This window comes from Leuconostoc fallax (assembly GCF_004354645.1).
Classification (GTDB): Bacteria; Bacillota; Bacilli; order Lactobacillales; family Lactobacillaceae; genus Leuconostoc_B; species Leuconostoc_B fallax.
This window is the reverse complement of the sequence record NZ_PUFI01000002.1, coordinates 20,855-38,257: the sequence shown is the minus strand read 5'-3', so window position 1 is coordinate 38,257 and position 17,403 is coordinate 20,855. Positions and strand designations below refer to the sequence as shown.

22 protein-coding genes are annotated in these 17,403 nt (G+C 37.2%); 16 read left to right on the top strand and 6 right to left on the bottom strand.

Going from position 1 to position 17,403, the window contains the following annotated elements:
• Nucleotides 1–177 precede the first annotated feature (177 nt).
• Nucleotides 178–534 carry a hypothetical protein gene (locus tag C5L23_RS00180; protein ID WP_010006822.1) on the bottom strand — a complete coding sequence of 119 codons (357 nt, stop codon included), beginning with the start codon at nucleotides 532–534 and terminating at the stop codon, nucleotides 178–180.
• 150 nt (nucleotides 535–684) lie between these two features.
• Between C5L23_RS00180 and thiD the strand changes: the two genes are divergently transcribed.
• The 4 genes from thiD to C5L23_RS00160 all read left to right on the top strand — a co-directional run bounded on the left by thiD (nucleotide 685) and on the right by C5L23_RS00160 (nucleotide 3,276).
• Nucleotides 685–1,527, top strand: a complete 843-nt coding sequence (gene thiD / locus C5L23_RS00175) for a bifunctional hydroxymethylpyrimidine kinase/phosphomethylpyrimidine kinase (RefSeq protein ID WP_010006821.1) — start codon at nucleotides 685–687, stop codon at nucleotides 1,525–1,527.
• On the top strand, nucleotides 1,472–1,972 hold the full coding sequence (locus C5L23_RS00170; RefSeq protein ID WP_010006820.1) for an ECF transporter S component: 501 nt from the start codon (nucleotides 1,472–1,474) through the stop codon (nucleotides 1,970–1,972). The genes thiD and C5L23_RS00170 overlap by 56 nt, the downstream gene beginning before the upstream one ends.
• A gap of 181 nt (nucleotides 1,973–2,153) precedes the next feature.
• On the top strand, nucleotides 2,154–2,759 hold the full coding sequence (locus tag C5L23_RS00165; protein ID WP_133264118.1) for a TetR/AcrR family transcriptional regulator: 606 nt from the start codon (nucleotides 2,154–2,156) through the stop codon (nucleotides 2,757–2,759).
• 10 nt (nucleotides 2,760–2,769) lie between these two features.
• On the top strand, nucleotides 2,770–3,276 hold the full coding sequence (locus C5L23_RS00160; protein ID WP_010006817.1) for a folate family ECF transporter S component: 507 nt from the start codon (nucleotides 2,770–2,772) through the stop codon (nucleotides 3,274–3,276).
• A gap of 203 nt (nucleotides 3,277–3,479) precedes the next feature.
• On the opposite strand, the gene C5L23_RS00155 is transcribed toward C5L23_RS00160, so the two are convergent.
• The 4 genes from C5L23_RS00155 to C5L23_RS00140 all read right to left on the bottom strand — a co-directional run bounded on the left by C5L23_RS00155 (nucleotide 3,480) and on the right by C5L23_RS00140 (nucleotide 5,431).
• The gene (locus C5L23_RS00155) at nucleotides 3,480–3,929 is read right to left on the bottom strand and encodes a DUF3021 domain-containing protein (protein ID WP_133264117.1); all 450 of its coding nucleotides are present in this window, start codon (nucleotides 3,927–3,929) and stop codon (nucleotides 3,480–3,482) included.
• Nucleotides 3,926–4,357, bottom strand: a complete 432-nt coding sequence (locus tag C5L23_RS00150) for a LytTR family DNA-binding domain-containing protein (protein WP_170168002.1) — start codon at nucleotides 4,355–4,357, stop codon at nucleotides 3,926–3,928. Before C5L23_RS00150 ends, C5L23_RS00155 begins: the two co-directional genes overlap by 4 nt.
• A gap of 150 nt (nucleotides 4,358–4,507) precedes the next feature.
• Nucleotides 4,508–5,071 carry an RBBP9/YdeN family alpha/beta hydrolase gene (locus C5L23_RS00145; protein WP_010006815.1) on the bottom strand — a complete coding sequence of 188 codons (564 nt, stop codon included), beginning with the start codon at nucleotides 5,069–5,071 and terminating at the stop codon, nucleotides 4,508–4,510.
• 24 nt (nucleotides 5,072–5,095) lie between these two features.
• The gene (locus tag C5L23_RS00140; RefSeq protein WP_133264115.1) at nucleotides 5,096–5,431 is read right to left on the bottom strand and encodes a helix-turn-helix domain-containing protein; all 336 of its coding nucleotides are present in this window, start codon (nucleotides 5,429–5,431) and stop codon (nucleotides 5,096–5,098) included.
• 277 nt (nucleotides 5,432–5,708) lie between these two features.
• Between C5L23_RS00140 and C5L23_RS00135 the strand changes: the two genes are divergently transcribed.
• The 11 genes from C5L23_RS00135 to dnaB all read left to right on the top strand — a co-directional run bounded on the left by C5L23_RS00135 (nucleotide 5,709) and on the right by dnaB (nucleotide 15,989).
• On the top strand, nucleotides 5,709–6,398 hold the full coding sequence (locus C5L23_RS00135) for a DUF4767 domain-containing protein (protein WP_010006811.1): 690 nt from the start codon (nucleotides 5,709–5,711) through the stop codon (nucleotides 6,396–6,398).
• A 19-nt stretch (nucleotides 6,399–6,417) separates the two neighbouring features.
• Complete coding sequence (locus C5L23_RS00130) at nucleotides 6,418–6,969, top strand: GNAT family N-acetyltransferase (protein ID WP_010006810.1); 552 nt, start codon at nucleotides 6,418–6,420, stop codon at nucleotides 6,967–6,969.
• A gap of 188 nt (nucleotides 6,970–7,157) precedes the next feature.
• Nucleotides 7,158–8,858 carry a peptidoglycan amidohydrolase family protein gene (locus tag C5L23_RS00125; protein ID WP_240034413.1) on the top strand — a complete coding sequence of 567 codons (1,701 nt, stop codon included), beginning with the start codon at nucleotides 7,158–7,160 and terminating at the stop codon, nucleotides 8,856–8,858.
• A 335-nt stretch (nucleotides 8,859–9,193) separates the two neighbouring features.
• Nucleotides 9,194–10,057 carry an SDR family oxidoreductase gene (locus tag C5L23_RS00120; protein WP_133264113.1) on the top strand — a complete coding sequence of 288 codons (864 nt, stop codon included), beginning with the start codon at nucleotides 9,194–9,196 and terminating at the stop codon, nucleotides 10,055–10,057.
• Between the two features lie 18 nt (nucleotides 10,058–10,075).
• Nucleotides 10,076–10,222 carry a hypothetical protein gene (locus tag C5L23_RS08475; RefSeq protein ID WP_010006807.1) on the top strand — a complete coding sequence of 49 codons (147 nt, stop codon included), beginning with the start codon at nucleotides 10,076–10,078 and terminating at the stop codon, nucleotides 10,220–10,222.
• A 404-nt stretch (nucleotides 10,223–10,626) separates the two neighbouring features.
• Nucleotides 10,627–10,923, top strand: a complete 297-nt coding sequence (gene rpsF / locus C5L23_RS00115; protein WP_010006806.1) for a 30S ribosomal protein S6 — start codon at nucleotides 10,627–10,629, stop codon at nucleotides 10,921–10,923.
• Nucleotides 10,924–10,953: 30 nt separating this feature from the next.
• Nucleotides 10,954–11,511, top strand: a complete 558-nt coding sequence (gene ssb, locus C5L23_RS00110; RefSeq protein ID WP_010006805.1) for a single-stranded DNA-binding protein — start codon at nucleotides 10,954–10,956, stop codon at nucleotides 11,509–11,511.
• Between the two features lie 37 nt (nucleotides 11,512–11,548).
• Nucleotides 11,549–11,830 (top strand): 30S ribosomal protein S18, encoded by a 282-nt coding sequence (rpsR, locus tag C5L23_RS00105; RefSeq protein WP_010006803.1) that lies wholly within the window; start codon nucleotides 11,549–11,551, stop codon nucleotides 11,828–11,830.
• A gap of 183 nt (nucleotides 11,831–12,013) precedes the next feature.
• The gene (locus C5L23_RS00100) at nucleotides 12,014–14,041 is read left to right on the top strand and encodes a DHH family phosphoesterase (protein ID WP_010006802.1); all 2,028 of its coding nucleotides are present in this window, start codon (nucleotides 12,014–12,016) and stop codon (nucleotides 14,039–14,041) included.
• 23 nt (nucleotides 14,042–14,064) lie between these two features.
• On the top strand, nucleotides 14,065–14,517 hold the full coding sequence (gene rplI, locus C5L23_RS00095) for a 50S ribosomal protein L9 (RefSeq protein WP_010006800.1): 453 nt from the start codon (nucleotides 14,065–14,067) through the stop codon (nucleotides 14,515–14,517).
• 2 nt (nucleotides 14,518–14,519) lie between these two features.
• Entirely contained in the window at nucleotides 14,520–15,989 is a 1,470-nt protein-coding gene (gene dnaB / locus C5L23_RS00090; RefSeq protein WP_133264112.1) for a replicative DNA helicase, read from the top strand.
• A gap of 45 nt (nucleotides 15,990–16,034) precedes the next feature.
• Here dnaB and C5L23_RS00085 read toward each other — a convergent pair whose 3' ends face one another.
• Nucleotides 16,035–16,541: an aminoacyl-tRNA deacylase gene (locus tag C5L23_RS00085; protein ID WP_133264111.1), complete on the bottom strand. Its 507-nt coding sequence runs from the start codon at nucleotides 16,539–16,541 to the stop codon at nucleotides 16,035–16,037.
• 81 nt (nucleotides 16,542–16,622) lie between these two features.
• On the opposite strand from C5L23_RS00085, the gene C5L23_RS00080 reads away from it, so the two are divergent.
• Nucleotides 16,623–17,351: a GntR family transcriptional regulator gene (locus C5L23_RS00080; RefSeq protein WP_010006794.1), complete on the top strand. Its 729-nt coding sequence runs from the start codon at nucleotides 16,623–16,625 to the stop codon at nucleotides 17,349–17,351.
• Nucleotides 17,352–17,403 lie beyond the last annotated feature (52 nt).

Genomic DNA, 17,403 nt, shown 5'->3' with positions numbered 1-17,403 from the left:
CGGGCAAAACAAAACGACGCCCGTCGTCAATAGACACTGACGACGACGCTAGGTAAAATTTGTTCAGTTGATGTAAATTGAATGGACATCATTAACCTCTTACTATAATTAGCATTATAAATGAAATAATCGAAAGAAGTCAATTTAATTTTTGGATATTTCTGATGAAATAACGCGTTATTTTAATTGCTGATTCATTAACTTTACGAGTTTAATTGCCAGTTTAGCTTCAAAATAGGGTTCATGGGTGTCGTTAATGGCCACTAAGAAAATGTGATCGTCTAATGTGACCTCAACCATACGATTACCTAATATTCTGATAAATAGCGTTGCACTCACTAATTCTAAGACAATCTTACTTTGACTCACTTTGTTAAATGATTTCATATAGGCACCAGATTGCTTTTCAAGCGCCTCTGGCAGGGCATCAAAGTTAATAATCAGTTGATTGTTAGCAGTAAAAATATTTTCAATTCTTTCTGCTAGTTCGTCAGCATTTATGTCCAAATTTTGTATATCATGGGTTATAATCATTTTTAAATCCTCTATTGTTATCTTGCAATAATTCAATTTAATTATAGTTTACTTATATTAAATTAGGATAAAATATGCCGTAAAATCAAGGGGTGCTCAACATTAGATAGGCATAACATTATATGAGAATGTACTGTAAGGAGGCTAATTATGGTCAATAAGGTGACATCTATTGGAGGATCGGATACTAGCGGTGGCGGTGGCATTGAAGCAGATATTCGAACATTTCAACAGTGCGGGCTGTTTGGTTTATCTGTAATTGAAAATATTGTGACAATGACACCACAGGACTGGCACGTGACACGTTACGCAATAGAAAATACTATTTTTAAAGCGCAACTGGATACTTTGAATGGTATTGCATTATCTGGAATTAAAGTTGGCATGATAGCAAATCAAGATAATTTTTGGGATTTGGTGAAATATCTAGATCAAGTACAGACAAAGTATATCCTACTTGATCCTGTATTAATGACCAAATTGGCTGTTTCAGATCATGATAATATTGCCTTGAATACCTATCGGGAGGCATTGCTACCCAAAGTACAGGTGATAACGCCAAATATTTTAGAAGCAGCTCTTTTAACGGGGATGTCATCGATTAATACCATTACAGAAATGCAAGTAGCTGCTCAGAAATTATTTGACCAAGGGCCACAGTATATTATTATTAAAACTGGCAGCCGTTGGCAAGGTGACACGGCGTTAGATTTGCTTTATGATGGCCATCACTTTTATGTATTTGAAATGAAACGCATAGCTGGTCAAGCTAACCATGGGGCAGGGTGTACTTTCTCGGCCGCAATATTAGCAGGTCTAGTATCTGGAAAAGATATTATAACTGCAGTAGCGGATGCTAAGCAATTGACGCATCGGGCAATATATCACGCTGTTAAAATTAATCAATATGTCGGCCATGTGTGGCAAGGAGTAAGTAATGAACAATCAACGAATCAAGAAAATGACGACGTTATCACTGTTAATCGCCTTTAATATTGCATTATCATATATTGTTAAAATTCCAGTACCTGCTACGAATGGCTTTGTTAATTTGGTTGAAGCAGGTATCTTTTTAGCTGCTTTGGGTGGTGGTGCCCGCAGTGGCCTGATTGTCGGCGGTGCCAGCGGGTTGTTACTTGATTTACTCGCCGGATACCCGCAATGGATGATTTTCTCATTGGTTATTCACGGATTGGAGGGATGGCTTGTAGGCTTAATTGGTGCTAAAAAAGGCTATTGGCAACAAGCTATCGCACTTCTGATTGGTGCACTTGTGATGATTGTTGGTTATGTATTGGCTGGGGCGGTGCTTTACAATTGGGCTGCTGGAGTAGCCTCAATTCCTGGTAATATTGCACAAAATGTTATGGGTGTTATTGTGGTTTTGATACTATTACCCATAGTGAAAAGATTACCTATAGTGAACGGCATAATATGAAAGTTGAGCTAGACCGAATTGTCAATAATACGGTCTGGCTTTTTATTTTCTATTGGGTAAGGAATTAAGTTATGGTGTTAACCTTGTTTGATTTGATAGTTGACCAAAAGTGTAGGGCATGCTATTATTTTATAAAATGACACATCTGTCATTTTATAATGTGGATTAGGATTAAAGCGTGATGAGTAGAACTGTAGATGAAAAAGTACATCAAAAAAAGCGACAACATATTTTAAAAGCAGCTAGACAAATTTTATTAAAAAAGGGATATTCAAATACTTCGATGTTGGATGTCGCATCTGCAGCTGGAATTAGTAGAGGTGGTTTGTATTTATATTTTTCATCTGTAGAAGAAATAATGCAAACGATCTTAATTGAAAAAGATCAGCATCGATTTGACCCAATTCGAGCTGCTATCATTGATAAACAAGACTTTTTACAAGTCTTAGATCAGTACTTAACAATTCAAAAGCAGCGGCTATTAAATATTTCAAAATCATTATTAATGTCAGGATATGAATATTATGCCTTTGAAAAGTCAGCGAGTTCGCAAGAATTTTTAACAAAAAGCTTAGCCGATACACGTCGAACAGTATTAGGCTTGTTGATGCTGGGGGTTGATCAAGAAAAAATGCATGATCAACAGATTGAAGACTTAGCTGACTATTGCATTTTAACGATTGAGGGATTGAGTCTCTTTTGTTACTTACATCAGGCAGATGAGAAATACATTAATCGCCAATTGGCATTATTGAAAAAAACGATAATGAATAATAAAAGAAATTGAGAAAATAAAAATGAATAATGTCCGTAAAATTACAATTCTTTCGGTTCTTATTGCTTTGAATATTATATTAGGCAAGTTGAGTTTTGGCCCTGAATTTGCCAAGGTGAACTTGGGATTTATTGCATTGATTATCTCAGGTTTTTTATATGGTAGCCGTGCAACATTAGTTGTGGCAGGATTGGCTAATGTTTTAACGTTTACTTTGTTAGGTAATGGAACATTCTCTTTTTGGTTCTTAATACCAGCACTTTTGGCGGGTGCAACTTATGGGTTATTGGACAAGCCAACGTGGATACGCATCATTTTAGTTAACGTTGTTGTTATGGTGGGGATTAGCTTTATTTTAAATACTTGGCTGATTGCGGCTATTTATCATCTTGATTACAGTGCATTGCTAAGTGTGAGAATAATTAAAATGATTGTGAGTTTGTTGTTCCAAATTATTTTGAGTTTTATTCTACTTAGAAATCGAGTATTTCAACAATTTAAAGATAAATTAACGATGAATGTGTGGTAGAAAAGAGGACTTTTAATGTTAGATTAACGTCTATTTAAAGTGTACTTAATCGAGTAAGGACATACTTAATGCATGGACAACAAGCATACATTTCTTAACTCTTACTCATAAATATCTCTTCTCCCACAACGATATATTTCCAGTTGCTGTCCAAAAAAATGCTACGATCTCACAAGATAGTAGCACTTTTTAATTGTTATGATTTAACTTTTAATAGCAGCATTAAGATGTTGTATTTCTTTTTTTGCAGAATACATAAATACTGTCCATATCAAACAATAGATGATGATGTAAATCACAGTAAAGGAAATAAAGCTGGGTAAATTAATTGGAAACCAGCCACTTAAAATAGCCAGCGGTAGGAATAAACTATAGCAAATAATAAAATGGGTGATGGTCATTTTAGTGATACTCCAGTCAGTCTCTGAAAAAATAAGGCTGCTAACAGAAAACACAATACCAATTAGTGACCATAATATAATAGAAATGGCAAAGGCATTTAAAGATGAGGCAAAGTGATGCATAAATCTAGGTGGCGCTGGAAGCAGCGTTGTGGACTGGTAAAAATAGGAAAAGAACAAAGAAAAACATAAGCCAATGAATGTACCACTAAATATACCAAAGCAAGTATGCTGAATTATTTTTTTAATCATAGTAATATTTCCTTAATTTTCTTTAAATAGCGTCGAGATGAATAGGTTTGTTGTTTGTCACTAAAAGTAATTCGTACAAGACCATTTTTACTTAAACTAAAATGATCGATAAAATCTATATTAATGATTTCAGTATGAGATATTCTTAAAAAATTAGTTGGTAATTTCTGTTCTAGTTCGTATAAGCGGTAAGCTGTTATGAATTCTGATTCTGTTGTGCGGACATAAATTTTTTTGTCTTTGGAAAAGAATTGTATACAATGCGCGCTTGGTATCATATAATGTTTATCCAAAAATTTACCACGTACTGAAAAATGGTGAAACTCAATATTTTGAATAATCGACATGACCTGAGGGTTTTTTTCTTTGGCACCAATGAGTAGCGTATCACGTGCTAGCTCAGCCATTGTTTGATATTGGACTTTCATTTGGTTGCTCCTTATTTGATTAATTTTTATCATATAATATTATTATTATGATAGATATGGCAATCAGCTAGGTGGCTAAATTTCAGAGATAAATGGTCTGCACACAAAAAGTCTAGAAGATATCTTCTAGATTTTTTTATAAAACTGTTATTAATTTTTTCGGAATGTAGCGAATACATCATAGACAACGGGAAGCTTTGTCGTACCATCGCGATCAATAAAATGTTGACCATGTGGCATCAAAATAAATGGAGCATCCAGATCACGTGCTAATTTTTCAGTATGTCGATAAGGTACGATATCATCATCCCGCGCAGATATAACAGTGATTTGATTGATTTTGGGCAATAGTTGCTGTATATCGAGCGGCTGTTGTGTAAATCCATCTAATTCAGGCAAAGTTTCAATTTTGTCATCAAAGCCAGAAACCAAAATTAAATTGACATTCTTGATGGTTTGTTTTTCTAGAAAACGAAGTGCTGTAATGCAACCAAGACTGTGCCCAATCAATGTTATGCCATCAGAACTATCAATATCACGTTCACAAGCACCGAGCCATGCTTCTAAATTAGGATGGTTGGTGTCGGGCATTGTCAGAATATTTAATTCTTGATTCAAATGTATGTTGAGCTGTGTTTTTAACCAGGGAAACCAGTTGGCTGTAGGCGTTGCTGAGTAACCGTGAATGAGATAGTTGTTTTGATCTGTTGTCATGATAACCTCTAATATATTTGAAATTTACTGCTTGATTACCTCGATGATATGTGGAATAAACCACGATAGGAAACCACCGATGGGGAATATGAGCCACCAATAGCTTTCAGCAAACTGCCAAAAATTGGTGGGGTGCTCATTATGTCTGTGATGAGACGAATCATTTAATACAAGTTCATCTAATGAAACATCAAATAGCCGGGATAATTGTACCAATTGACTTAAATTTGGGGTTGCCTCATCATTTTCCCATTGACTGATTGTTTCACGAGATATGAACAATTTATTTGCAATTTCTTCCTGTGAAAGATCTTGATGTCGTCTTATTTTTTTAAATTGTTCCGAAAAAGTTGTTGTCATGATATATCTTCTCCTTTTTGTATTTTTTGTTCAGATCTGAACGTATAGTGAATATTGTATGAAAACAATTGTTTTGAAAGCGTTTAAGGTGTTAATTTGACCGTAGATAGTTTACAATTTACCTATATTATAAAGCATATCCTGGCTAGTGACGACTAATTGATAATGTTTCACGTGAAACATTATCATTAACAGCCACGTTACCTGATAAAAGTAGTGTCATCAGACACCATAAATAGAAAAAGTATAATAGAATTGTTGTGAATGAGGAGAGCGTATGAAGCGTGCATATGTCAAATGGTTAATTGCAGTCATGGTGATTATTTTGTTAATTGGCATGGTTTATACACTAGAACACCAAACGATTAATCGCCTAAAGAATCAAACGACAAAGACGAAAAACAGTGGAAATCAGACGACATTAAAGGCTGCGATAACCTCTAATCAGAATACACAGTCTTCAGCAGCAATGAGCAGTCGTTCGACTAGTCATGTAGATAGTCGCCAATCACAGTCAAGTGATGACAAAATGCAGTCAACTAAACTATGGAGTACGACCAAGCTGACTCAACTGGATAATTTCATTGCATCCTGGGGTGTCACTATGGCGCAAAGTTACAAACGTTATTATCCTGAAAACGGCGCTGGCGAAATGAATTATTATGGCGTTAGTTATCCACGAGATTTGGCTAAAAATAATTTTGCTGTTGATGATCACCAGGTGAATATGGGATTGAGTCAGGATGGTAGTGGTCATTATGATTATAATATTGTTGCGATTTATTCTGATTCGGCAGATAAAAATGTTGCGATGAATGCTCATTTGTATTTCTTCACTATTCATGAAGGACGTCCCGTAGTCTTGGTAACACAACAAAATCAAGGTATGCCGGATAATCTCATTCACTTTAAAGAAACAGCGAACGTTGATTTAAAAAGTGAATTTCAGAATTTAGTAAATCCTTAGTATTAGGTAGGGCATTGACATGACAATTTTAGAAACAAACCGTTTAATATTGAGACCTTGGCGCCTAGATGATGCGCCACAACTTTACCAGTATGCTAAAGATAGTCGCGTAGGTCCTGCAGCTGGTTGGCCTGCTCATCACAGTGTTCAAGAAAGTAAAAGTGTGATTGAAAATGTGTTGATGACCACTGGAACATTTGCAATGGCTTTTAAAGAAACACCGAATATGATTATTGGTAGTGCGGGATTGAAATTTACTCACAGTATAGATTATCCAACTTTTATGACTGATAAAAGCGCAGAAATTGGTTATTGGATTGGTGTGCCATTCTGGGGTCAAGGTTTAATGCCAGAGGCTATTAATCGACTGTTACTTTACGGTTTTAATCAACTCGAGTTAGCTGAAATTTGGGCTGGCTATTATGAAGGTAATCAGCAGTCAAGACGGGTTCAGGAAAAGTGTGGTTTAAGCTATCAACTGACGGTTGTCGATAAATATGTACCGTTATTAAAGCTTTATAAAGATGAACATTTTTTACGTATTACACGTGAAGAATGGCAAAATAAATGATATATGAATGCCATTAAGGTTAAAAGTGATGCCTATCTTAAAGGATAGTATCGCTTTTTTATATGGTAAGAAAAGATACTTATTTGCAGATAAGTTACCACATGTTGAGTGATACACAAAGATATTGTTATACTGATTATTGTGTGTTACCAAGGAATTTAAATTTAAATGGAGATGAGAGAAACGTGATGGAAGCTAAGCGGAGATTTAAATTATTTAAAAATGGTAAAAGTTGGTGTGTTGGTGCAGCGACTATCGCAGCATTGGGAGCTAGTGCGATCGTTCATCCTGCATTTGCAGATGATGTTAATCATGACACCCAAACAATGACAGTTGGTATTTCAGATAAACAGCCTGATGAGACGACAATGCATCATGACGACAGTAAGCAAACGACACCAGTAGTAGCGCAACAAAACACAACAGATAGTGTATCCACAGCGGATAGTGTGTCAACAGTCGATAATCAGCAAACTAGTAGTGATGTTAAGATGGCTACTAAAAACGATCAGAACGTTGCGGTAACAGTCGATAAGCAGGATACTACTAACATTGAACAATCAGCGCATGATGAAAAAGTAGTACAAATAGGTGCGAGTGACACAAAAGCACAAGACACAAAAGCACAAAATAATGTTAGTGATAATCAGACAACAACAACGTCGATAGATGTAAAATCAGTACAAGAAACAAGTGTACATATAGAACGTTCAGTAGCTACAAGCGCAGCGCAGCGCGCTGTTCAACAGCAGCCAGTACAAAATCGTGGTTTCGTTACGAACCAAAATAAAACATATTATTACAATGATCAAGGGCAAGTAACGTACGGCCAACAGAAAATAAATCAGAATTGGTATTTATTCAACGCGACAGATGGCGCCATGCAAGTGGGATTTCAAAATATTCCAGAACAAAAGAAAACCGTTTATTATGCGACAGATGGTCAAATGCAATATGGTCAACAGCGCATTCAATCTAAGTGGTATTTATTTGATAAACGAACTGGTGCCATGAAAACTGGTTTTCAAATCATACCAGAGCAACAGAAGACAGTTTATTATGCTAGCAATGGACAGATGCAGTACGGTCAACAGCGTATTCAAAAAAATTGGTACTTGTTTAATGCACAAACGGGTGCAATGAAAACAGGATTTCAAAATATAACCAATCAACAGAAGACCGTTTATTATGCAACCGATGGTCGAATGCAATACGGTCAACAACGGATTAATCGTCACTGGTATTTGTTCCAAAAACAAACAGGTGCCATGCAAACGGGCATTCAATATATTCCTGAACAGCATAAGACCGTTTATTATGCAACAGATGGTCAAATGCAGTATGGCCAACAAGTCATTGCTAATGTATGGTATCAGAGTAACAAAATAACAGGTGCATTAATCTATGCACCTAATCAAGCGCACAAGGTAGATATTGTAAAAACTGTTGAGTGGTTTGAGGCGAATAAGAATAAGTTAACATACAGCATGTATGGCTCTCGGAATGGCACTGATGGGACTGCTGACTGTTCTGGTTCCGTAACCGAAGCATTGTATGAAGCAGGTGCAACACAACCAGATTATCTTTATAGTACGGAAGGTCTACATCGTTATTTATTAGCCAATGGGTTCAAATTGGTAGTTGATAATGATCAAAATGGATGGCATTCAAACTATGGGGATGTTGTCATTTGGGGTCAAAAAGGCTACAGTTTAGGTGCCGGTGGTCATGTTGGCTTAATCAGTTCTTCTGACGATGATAATCCAGCATTTATTTCAACATGTTATTATACAGGTGGTCAGAAAAATACTGCCGTTCAGGAGTTGAGTTATAATGATTTTGTTAAACGTGCAAATTATCCATATTATTATGTGTATCGATTAGCTTGATAAAAAAGCAGCCGCAGGGCTGCTTTTTTATTGGGAAAGATGTGGCGCATACAAATTGTATAAAAATGCGTAAATTTATGTTATGAATATTTATACAAAATAATATCTAATGGTGAGTTCATAAATGTTAAAGAAAGATGAGACGAAAGTGAGGAGATTGATTTGAAGGCGTTTACACAAGAAAAAATATAACGATTGTGGCTGTTATAAACAGATGATTTGCAATGCTTCTGATACGTTTGTTAGGGTTTACGTAAAGCAACTTCCTTTCTGGACTATTGAACAGTTTGGGGATTGCATGTTGCATTTAGTGGTAATAACGGAAGGAGGCTTTCATGACAGATCAAAAATATTTTTCAGGGGATTTTGAAAAGCAATCACAGCCTGAGCCGGGTTTACAAAAAAAGATGATGCCAGTACCTGATGATGGTGCCACGACGTATCAAGGCGCCCAACGTTTATTACACAAGAAAGCATTGGTTACCGGTGGGGACTCGGGTATAGGACGTGCGGTGGCGATTGCTTATGCCAAAGAGGGTGCAGATATTGTTCTAAATTATTTACCAGATGAGGAAGAAGATGCACAAGACGTGCGCCGGATTATTGAAGCTATTGGTGGCACAGTTATTTTGATTCCGGGTGATTTAAAGTCGGAAGCCTTTAATCAAAATTTAATAACGCGTACGATTAATGAACTCGGTGGCTTGGATATCATGGCGCTTGTAGCTGGTAAGCAGCAGGCCCAAGAAGATGTGGTGCAGTTGTCAACGCAACAATTAGTCGACACGTACACGACGAATGTTTTCAGTTTAATATGGCTTGTCAAAGCTGCAGTGCCACATCTAGCAGCAGGGGCCAGCATCATTACAACTAATTCAATACAAGCTGTACAACCGTCTGAATTTTTGGTTGATTATGCTGGGACGAAAGCGGCTATTCGAAATACAACAATTAGTTTGGCCAAGCAGTTAGCTAGTCAAGGTATTCGTGTGAATAGTGTGGCTCCAGGCCCAATTTGGACACCGCTGCAGGTAGCAGGTGGACAACTGCAAGAGAACTTACCGCATTTTGGTCAACGCACACCCCTTGGTAGAGCGGGTCAACCAGCTGAATTAGCGAGTGCTTATGTTTATTTAGCATCAGATGACGCAAGTTATGTTACTGGAGAATCACTCAACGTGACGGGTGGATTAGTATAATCAAAGGAGAAATGATTTATGACAGATAAGCAAAAAGAATATCAAGAAGCCGATAATAAGAAGCAAAAGACAACAGATGTCAAGCAACCTGAGGCAGATAAAAACACTGAAAGTAATAAAAATGAGGCTAATCCTAAAGTGGCTGATTATAAGAAAGCGGACTAATTAATGAAGAAAAAGCAAAAAAATAATCGTTACAGTTGGTGGTCTAAATTTTCGCTGTTTTTAACATTGTTTCAATTAACATGGGCAATATGGCGAGAGATTAAATCATATCGACGACGAGAAAAAACAAATAAATAATGTATTCGTTGGACGAAAAGCATGCAGATTTTTGCATGCTTTTTGCCTGTGAAATTCGAAGAAATATAATTTATTTTTTATCTAAAATATGAGGACGTGTCATAATGTCAAGTGTATTACGTACTATATAATACCAGCTGGAAATAGATGCAATATGCGCTTGAAATTTCTTGTGTGAGTGTAGTATAATAGTAAATTGTGAATGCACAAGAGTGTGCTCACTCCTTGCAGCCAAGGCTGCCAGAGACCAAAAGGAGGAAATAAACATGGCTACATCATACGAATTGACTTATATCGTTCGCCCTGATTTGGAAGCGGATGCTAAAAAGGCGCTTGTTGAGCGTTTTGATGGTATCTTGACTACTGACGGTGCAACGATCACTAAATCAGCTGATTGGGCAACACGTCGTTTCGCTTATGAAATTGATGGTTATCGTGAAGGTACTTATCACGTTATCAACTTCAACGCGGACAACGATGACGCAATCAACGAATTTGACCGTTTGGCAAAGATTTCACAAGATATCTTACGTCACATGGTTGTTAAGCGCGACGCTGAATAATTCATTTTCCACTGGGAAAGGAGCTTTTTAATGATTAATCGAGTTGTATTAGTTGGGCGATTGACCCGTGATGTGGAATTACGTTACACCCAGTCGGGTGTGGCAGTAGGATCATTCTCGTTGGCGGTTAACCGCCAATTTACCAATGCGAGTGGTGAACGTGAAGCTGATTTTATTAATGCTGTTATTTGGCGTAAATCAGCAGAGAATTTTGCAAACTTTACTGGCAAGGGGTCACTTGTGGCTGTTGAAGGTCGTTTGCAAACGAGAAATTACGAAAATAACCAAGGTCAACGTGTTTACGTTACTGAAGTTGTAGTTGATAATTTTTCACTTCTAGAGTCACGTGCTGAAAGTGAGAAACGTCGCGCTACTGGTGGCGGTTCATCTAATAATAATAATAGTGGCTTTTCAGACAACAATGCATTTGGTAATAACAATAATTTTAGTGGTGTTGATCCATTTGCTAATGCAAATGATAATTCTAATAAACAGAATCAAACATCATCACAAAATAATGATGCCCCGAACCCATTTGCGGCCGGTGGTAACGAAATTGATATTTCAGACGATGATTTACCATTTTAAATTTTGAATATAACAAACAAATGAAAGGAGTCTTGTCATGTCAGAAGAAAGAAAGACACAAAACAGTGAGCGTCCATCACGCCCACGCCGTCCTCAAGGTGGCCCACGTCGTCGCCGTAAGGTTGATTTTATTGCAGCTAATCACATTGAGTATATCGATTACAAAAATGTTGAATTGTTGGAACGCTTCATCTCAGAACGCGGTAAGATTTTGCCACGTCGTGTGACTGGAACATCAGCTAAAAATCAACGTAAAGTAACAACTGCTGTTAAGCGTGCTCGTATCATGGGCTTGCTACCATTCGTTACTGAAGACTAATATTAATTTAACTTAATCAGTCAAAAAGTGGTATTAACATACATGTTAATACCACTTTTTTTACCACTATGAATAGCTTGAGTTTATGGTAGCCTTGGTTATTTTGTAAATGTGTTAAAATAGGAAAGATAGTAAATTACGAAACGTCGTTTGAAATTGCCCAAAAGTTAGAGGTTGATTACTTTGAAGAAATTTTTTGATTTTAAAAATCTACCAATATTTTTCCAGAATTCTAAATTAGGAGCAGTTGCATTTCTGCTCCTGGCAGTCAGCGTACTCAGCGTTATTTTTGCAACACTTTATAATTGGATATTTGGTTTACTGTGGTTTGTCATTGTTGTGATAAGTCTTTTTTATAGCACGCGAGCGCTTAGAGAGGTAAATGAAAATACGCAAGCTTATTTATCAGGCCTTGGATATCGTATTTTGCGTAGTGAACAAGAAGCATTAATTCGCATGCCAATTGGTATTATTCTTTTAAATGATGCAGGTAAAATCGATTGGATTAATCCCTATATGCAAATGTATTTTGGCGAACGAGATATTTTAGGCTCAACGTTAAAAGAAGTCGACGAACAATTAGCCAATAGTATTGATAGTTATTCTGATTCAAAGAAGACGAATACGATTACTTGGCAAGATAAGCAGTTCTTAGTATATGTACAACATAATTTGAGAGTTGCTTATCTAACTGATATTAGTGAATATGCAGCAATAGCAGAAGAGTATAAAGATCACCAGATATTTAGTGGGTTGATTTCTGTGGATAACTATGAAGAAGTTACTGACGGTATGAGCGAGTCAGAGGCTTCCGGACTTAGAACATACGTGACACGCGCTTTATCAGATTGGGCATTGGCGAACGATATTTATTTGCGCCGTCTTAATTCTGTACATTATATGATGTTTGGTTATCAAAAAGCATTGCAAGTGGTTGAGGATGATAAATTCAGTGTCTTAAAGGTAATTCGAGAAACAACGGCTCAACAAAATTCTCCACTAACGTTATCCATGGGGATTGCTTATGGCGAACGAGATATTAATCAGTTAGCTAAGTTAGCTCAAACAAACTTAGACCTGGCTTTGGGTCGAGGTGGTGATCAGGTTGTTGTGAAATCCAACAAAGCAGCAGCACGTTTTTATGGTGGTGCTACTAATCCAATGGAAAAAAGAACGCGTGTACGTGCGCGCATGATTAGTCAAACAATCGGCGAACTCGTTGAACAAGCAGATAATGTGATGATTGTTGGACATGCTTCACCAGACTTAGATGCTGTTGGTTCAGGGTTAGGCGTTTGGCGATTGGCGCAAACTAAAAACAAGCCGGCATTTTTGGTGTTAGATGAAAAAACGGTATACAGTGATATCATATTATTATTGAAAGAGTTACGGAAACAACCAAATGATATTGTCGCACCTGGTAGTGAGATTAATGATTCGATTGTAGATGAGGCTCGGGCGCTAAAGCTTGTACGTGAACAAACGCTGATCGTCTTAGTCGATCATGCGCGCGCATCTATTACTAGTGCACCAACATTACTCAAACGATTAGGTAATCGTGTTGTGGTGATTGATCATCATCGTTTATCAGAAGACGGATTATCTGAAAAGCCACTGTTGTCATATATTGAACCCTATGCATCATCCACTTCCGAGTTGGTAGTTGAGCTTTTGCAGTATCAAGATCAAAGTGAAGCCCCAATTACCAAATTAGAAGCCACAGCAATGTTAGGTGGCATTCAAATTGACACGAAAAACTTTACGTTGCGTACTGGTTCGCGAACGTTTGATGCCGCTAGTTACTTGCGTGCCAACGGTGCCGATAATAATTTGATACAATCATTTATGAAAGAGCAATTTAGTGATTTTAAAGCACGGACACATCTTGTGAACATGGTTGAAATATTAGAAGATAATGCCATCGTAACAGGTGAAGATGATAGCATATATTCTGGTATTATTACCGCTCAAGCAGCAGATGAATTATTGCAAGTGAGTGGTGTTGATGCTTCCTTTGTTATTACTAAACGTAATGATGGTCGTGTCGGTATTTCAGCACGATCAACGGGCGAGCGTAACGTTCAAACAATTATGGAAGCAATGGGTGGCGGTGGACATCTGTCTAATGCGGCTACTCAAATAGATGATATAACACCTGAGGAAGTCAAATCACAATTATTAGATGTTATTTCACAGCAATATAGTGAGTAATCACAATAAATTCGGAGGATGATATGAAAGTTATATTTTTAGAAGACGTTAAAGGACGCGGTAAGCGCGGGGAAGTCAAGAATGTTCCGGATGGTTATGCCAATAATTTCTTAATTAAAAATCATAAAGCGTTACCAGCAACACCAGCCAATGTGTCAGCACAAGCTGGTAAAGAAAAATTCGAAGCCAAAACAGCAGCAGCGGTTTTGAATGAGGCAAAGCAACTAAAATCAAAGTTAGAAAATGCAAAAACGGTTGTTGAGTTAACTGGAAAAACAGGTAAAGATGGTCGCCTATTTGGTGCAGTATCAACTAAACAAATTGTTGCGGCGCTATCTGATCAATATAGTATTAAGATTGACAAGCGTAAGATGGATTTAAAGATGCCAATCAGAACATTGGGGTATACTGATGTACCGGTTAAGTTACATCACGAAGTTACGGCTAACCTACGTGTTCATGTTAGCGAGGGATAAGCATGGATAATCCTGCATTAGGGGCTGAGTATCGGCAAGTACCACAAGACATTGATGCTGAAAGAGCGGTTCTTGGTGCGATTTTTTTTGATATCAATTCTGATTCTGCTATGGTTGCAGCAAGTGCGATTTTAGATCCTGATGATTTTTATCGGCAAGCACATCAACAAATTTTTAAAGCCATGCAGTTATTGGTAGATGAACAGCGACCTGTCGATATGTTAACCCTTCAAGACAAACTTAACAGTATGCAACAGTTAGATAATGTTGGGGGAGTCGCTTATTTGGCTGAAATATCAGAAGCCAGTGCTTCGGCTGCCAATTTGCGTCACTATGCAAATATTGTACGTGAAAAAGCTGTCTTACGCCGGATTATCGAGACCCTGACCCGTACCATTTCAACGGCGTATGAGGCTTCTGAATCAAGCGATACGGTTTTAGATCAGTTAAGTCGCCAAATCGATAATATAGCTGATAACCGTGGGGATGAAGATTTCAAAACAATTAAAAAAGTTTTGGAAGAATTCAACGAAAATCTTGAAAATGCTGCTAATAATGAAAGTGATGTGACGGGATTAGCTACTGGTTATCCTGAATTGGATCATTATACACATGGTTTCAAAGAAGATGAGCTAATCATTGTTGCTGCCAGACCTGCTGTGGGAAAGACAGCTTTTGTATTGAACCTTGCTAAGAATGTTGCTAAAAATGAAAAAGTACCTGTGGCCATCTTTAGTTTGGAAATGGGTGCGGTTTCATTAGTCAATCGTTTGGTTGCTGCCGAAGGTGCTATTGACTCTAATCATCTGACTACTGGTCAGATGACAAATGATGATTGGCAAGCTTTGACATTAGCTATGCAGTCTTTATCAAATATGCAAATTTATATGGACGATACACCAGGTATTAAAATGAGCCAGATTACGGCTAAGTTGCGTACCTTAGAAAAAGATTTATTAAATCAAATGACCAAGGAACAACGCATTGAAAATCCGCATCCTGTTGGCATGGTGGTCATTGATTACTTGCAATTGATTGAATCAAATAATCATGAGAATCGACAGCAAGAAGTGTCAGATATTTCACGTTCTTTAAAGAAGTTGGCTAAAGAATTACATACGCCTATTTTGGCATTATCACAATTGAGTCGAGGTGTGGAAGCGCGTCAAGATAAGCGTCCGGTATTATCGGATATTCGTGAGTCGGGTTCTATTGAGCAAGATGCAGATATTGTGGCTTTCTTGTATCGTGAAGATTACTATCGAGATAGCGAATCAGATGATGAAGGTGATCCGCGAGACCAAGAGCAGCAGGAGACAGGACCGATTGAAGTTATTATTGAAAAAAATCGGTCGGGTGCTCGAGGCACTGCAACATTGATGTTTAATAAACCAACATTTAAATTTAGTCCAATGGCGCCAATATATCGTGATGATATGGCTGCTGGAGCGCCAGATCCAAAAGTTTGGTAATAAAAAATGAGCTATTAATTTAGCTCATTTTTTTATTCGTTGATATTAATCATCGTTGTGCTCTAATAGGTCAGCAAAGTCGGCTTGCACGAGTGTTGCCATTTGTTGTGGGTTTACTTTATCAGATTGACCAAGTTCACCAGCACTGACAATAATGTAGTCAGCATTTTGTGCGGTCATATCAAAATAAATGGGGAACTTTTTATTTTGCCAAATACCTACTGGATTGTTGGCACCGTGAATATAACCAGTTGTCTTCTCTAATTCTTTCATGGGAATCATTTTGACTTTTTTATTATGAGAAGCGCTTGCCAATTTTTTAGTTGAGAGATGTTGTGTGATTGGTAGAACAGCAACAACCGGCCCTGTTTTGTCACCGTGAGCAGCTAGTGTTTTGTAGATATCTGATTTTTTAACTTGAAAATGATCAAGTAATTGTGTAATTTCTTCATCAGTTTTATCCAAAATATTTAATTCGAGATGTTCATAATTAACCTGATGGGCATCCATAATGTGCTCAGGTAATGTTTTCTTTATTTTTTTCTTTGCCATAATATAAATATTTTACCACGATTAGAATTAATTACTGCTGACTATTAATTGGTCTGACCAGTATGCTATACTATTACAGTTATGTTAGAAGCTATTTATATCAAGGTGCAAGCCGACTTAAAACAAAAAATATATCGTGGTGAATTTCCCAGTATGAAGTTACCGGATGAGCGTACATTAGCTGAACAGTATCATGTCTCGCGTTCATCAATTAAAAGAGCACTGAATGTCTTAGCACAGCAGGGTGTTATTTTTAAGAAACGTGGTAGTGGTACTTTTGTGAATCCATTATATCTGAAAAATCAAGATATTTTTAGATATAATGGCTCTAATCTTGGGGTCACCGACTCATTTCGTATTCATGGCGAAACACCTACGATTGAAGTGTTAGATTTTCAGGTCTTACCTGCAACGAAAGAACAGCAATTGGCACTGTTTCTAAATGAAGATGACTTTGTTTATTGGATTAAGCGATTACGTCGATTAGCAGGTAAACCCTTCATGATTGAAAATGGGTATGTGCCGATTCGTGTATTACCTAGTTTAACGCAAAAAGATGTATCAGGATCAGTTTATGAGTATGTTGAACGCACAAAAAAGCGTAGTGTTACTAAATCATTTATGACGATTATGGCAGAACCTAGTAACAACGAAGATCAAACATTGTTAGAGTTGTCTCCAACCGAACCTGTGGGTATTATGGAGGGAATCTTTTTTATGGATGATGGGACGCCATTAGAGTATACAACTATGCGACTTCATTACCAGTATTTACACTATAGCGCTTTTGTAAGCTTGGATGGCGAGTAAATTTTAGCCATTATAACGATTGGGTCGCACCAATGATTTAAAAAGTTGAAAC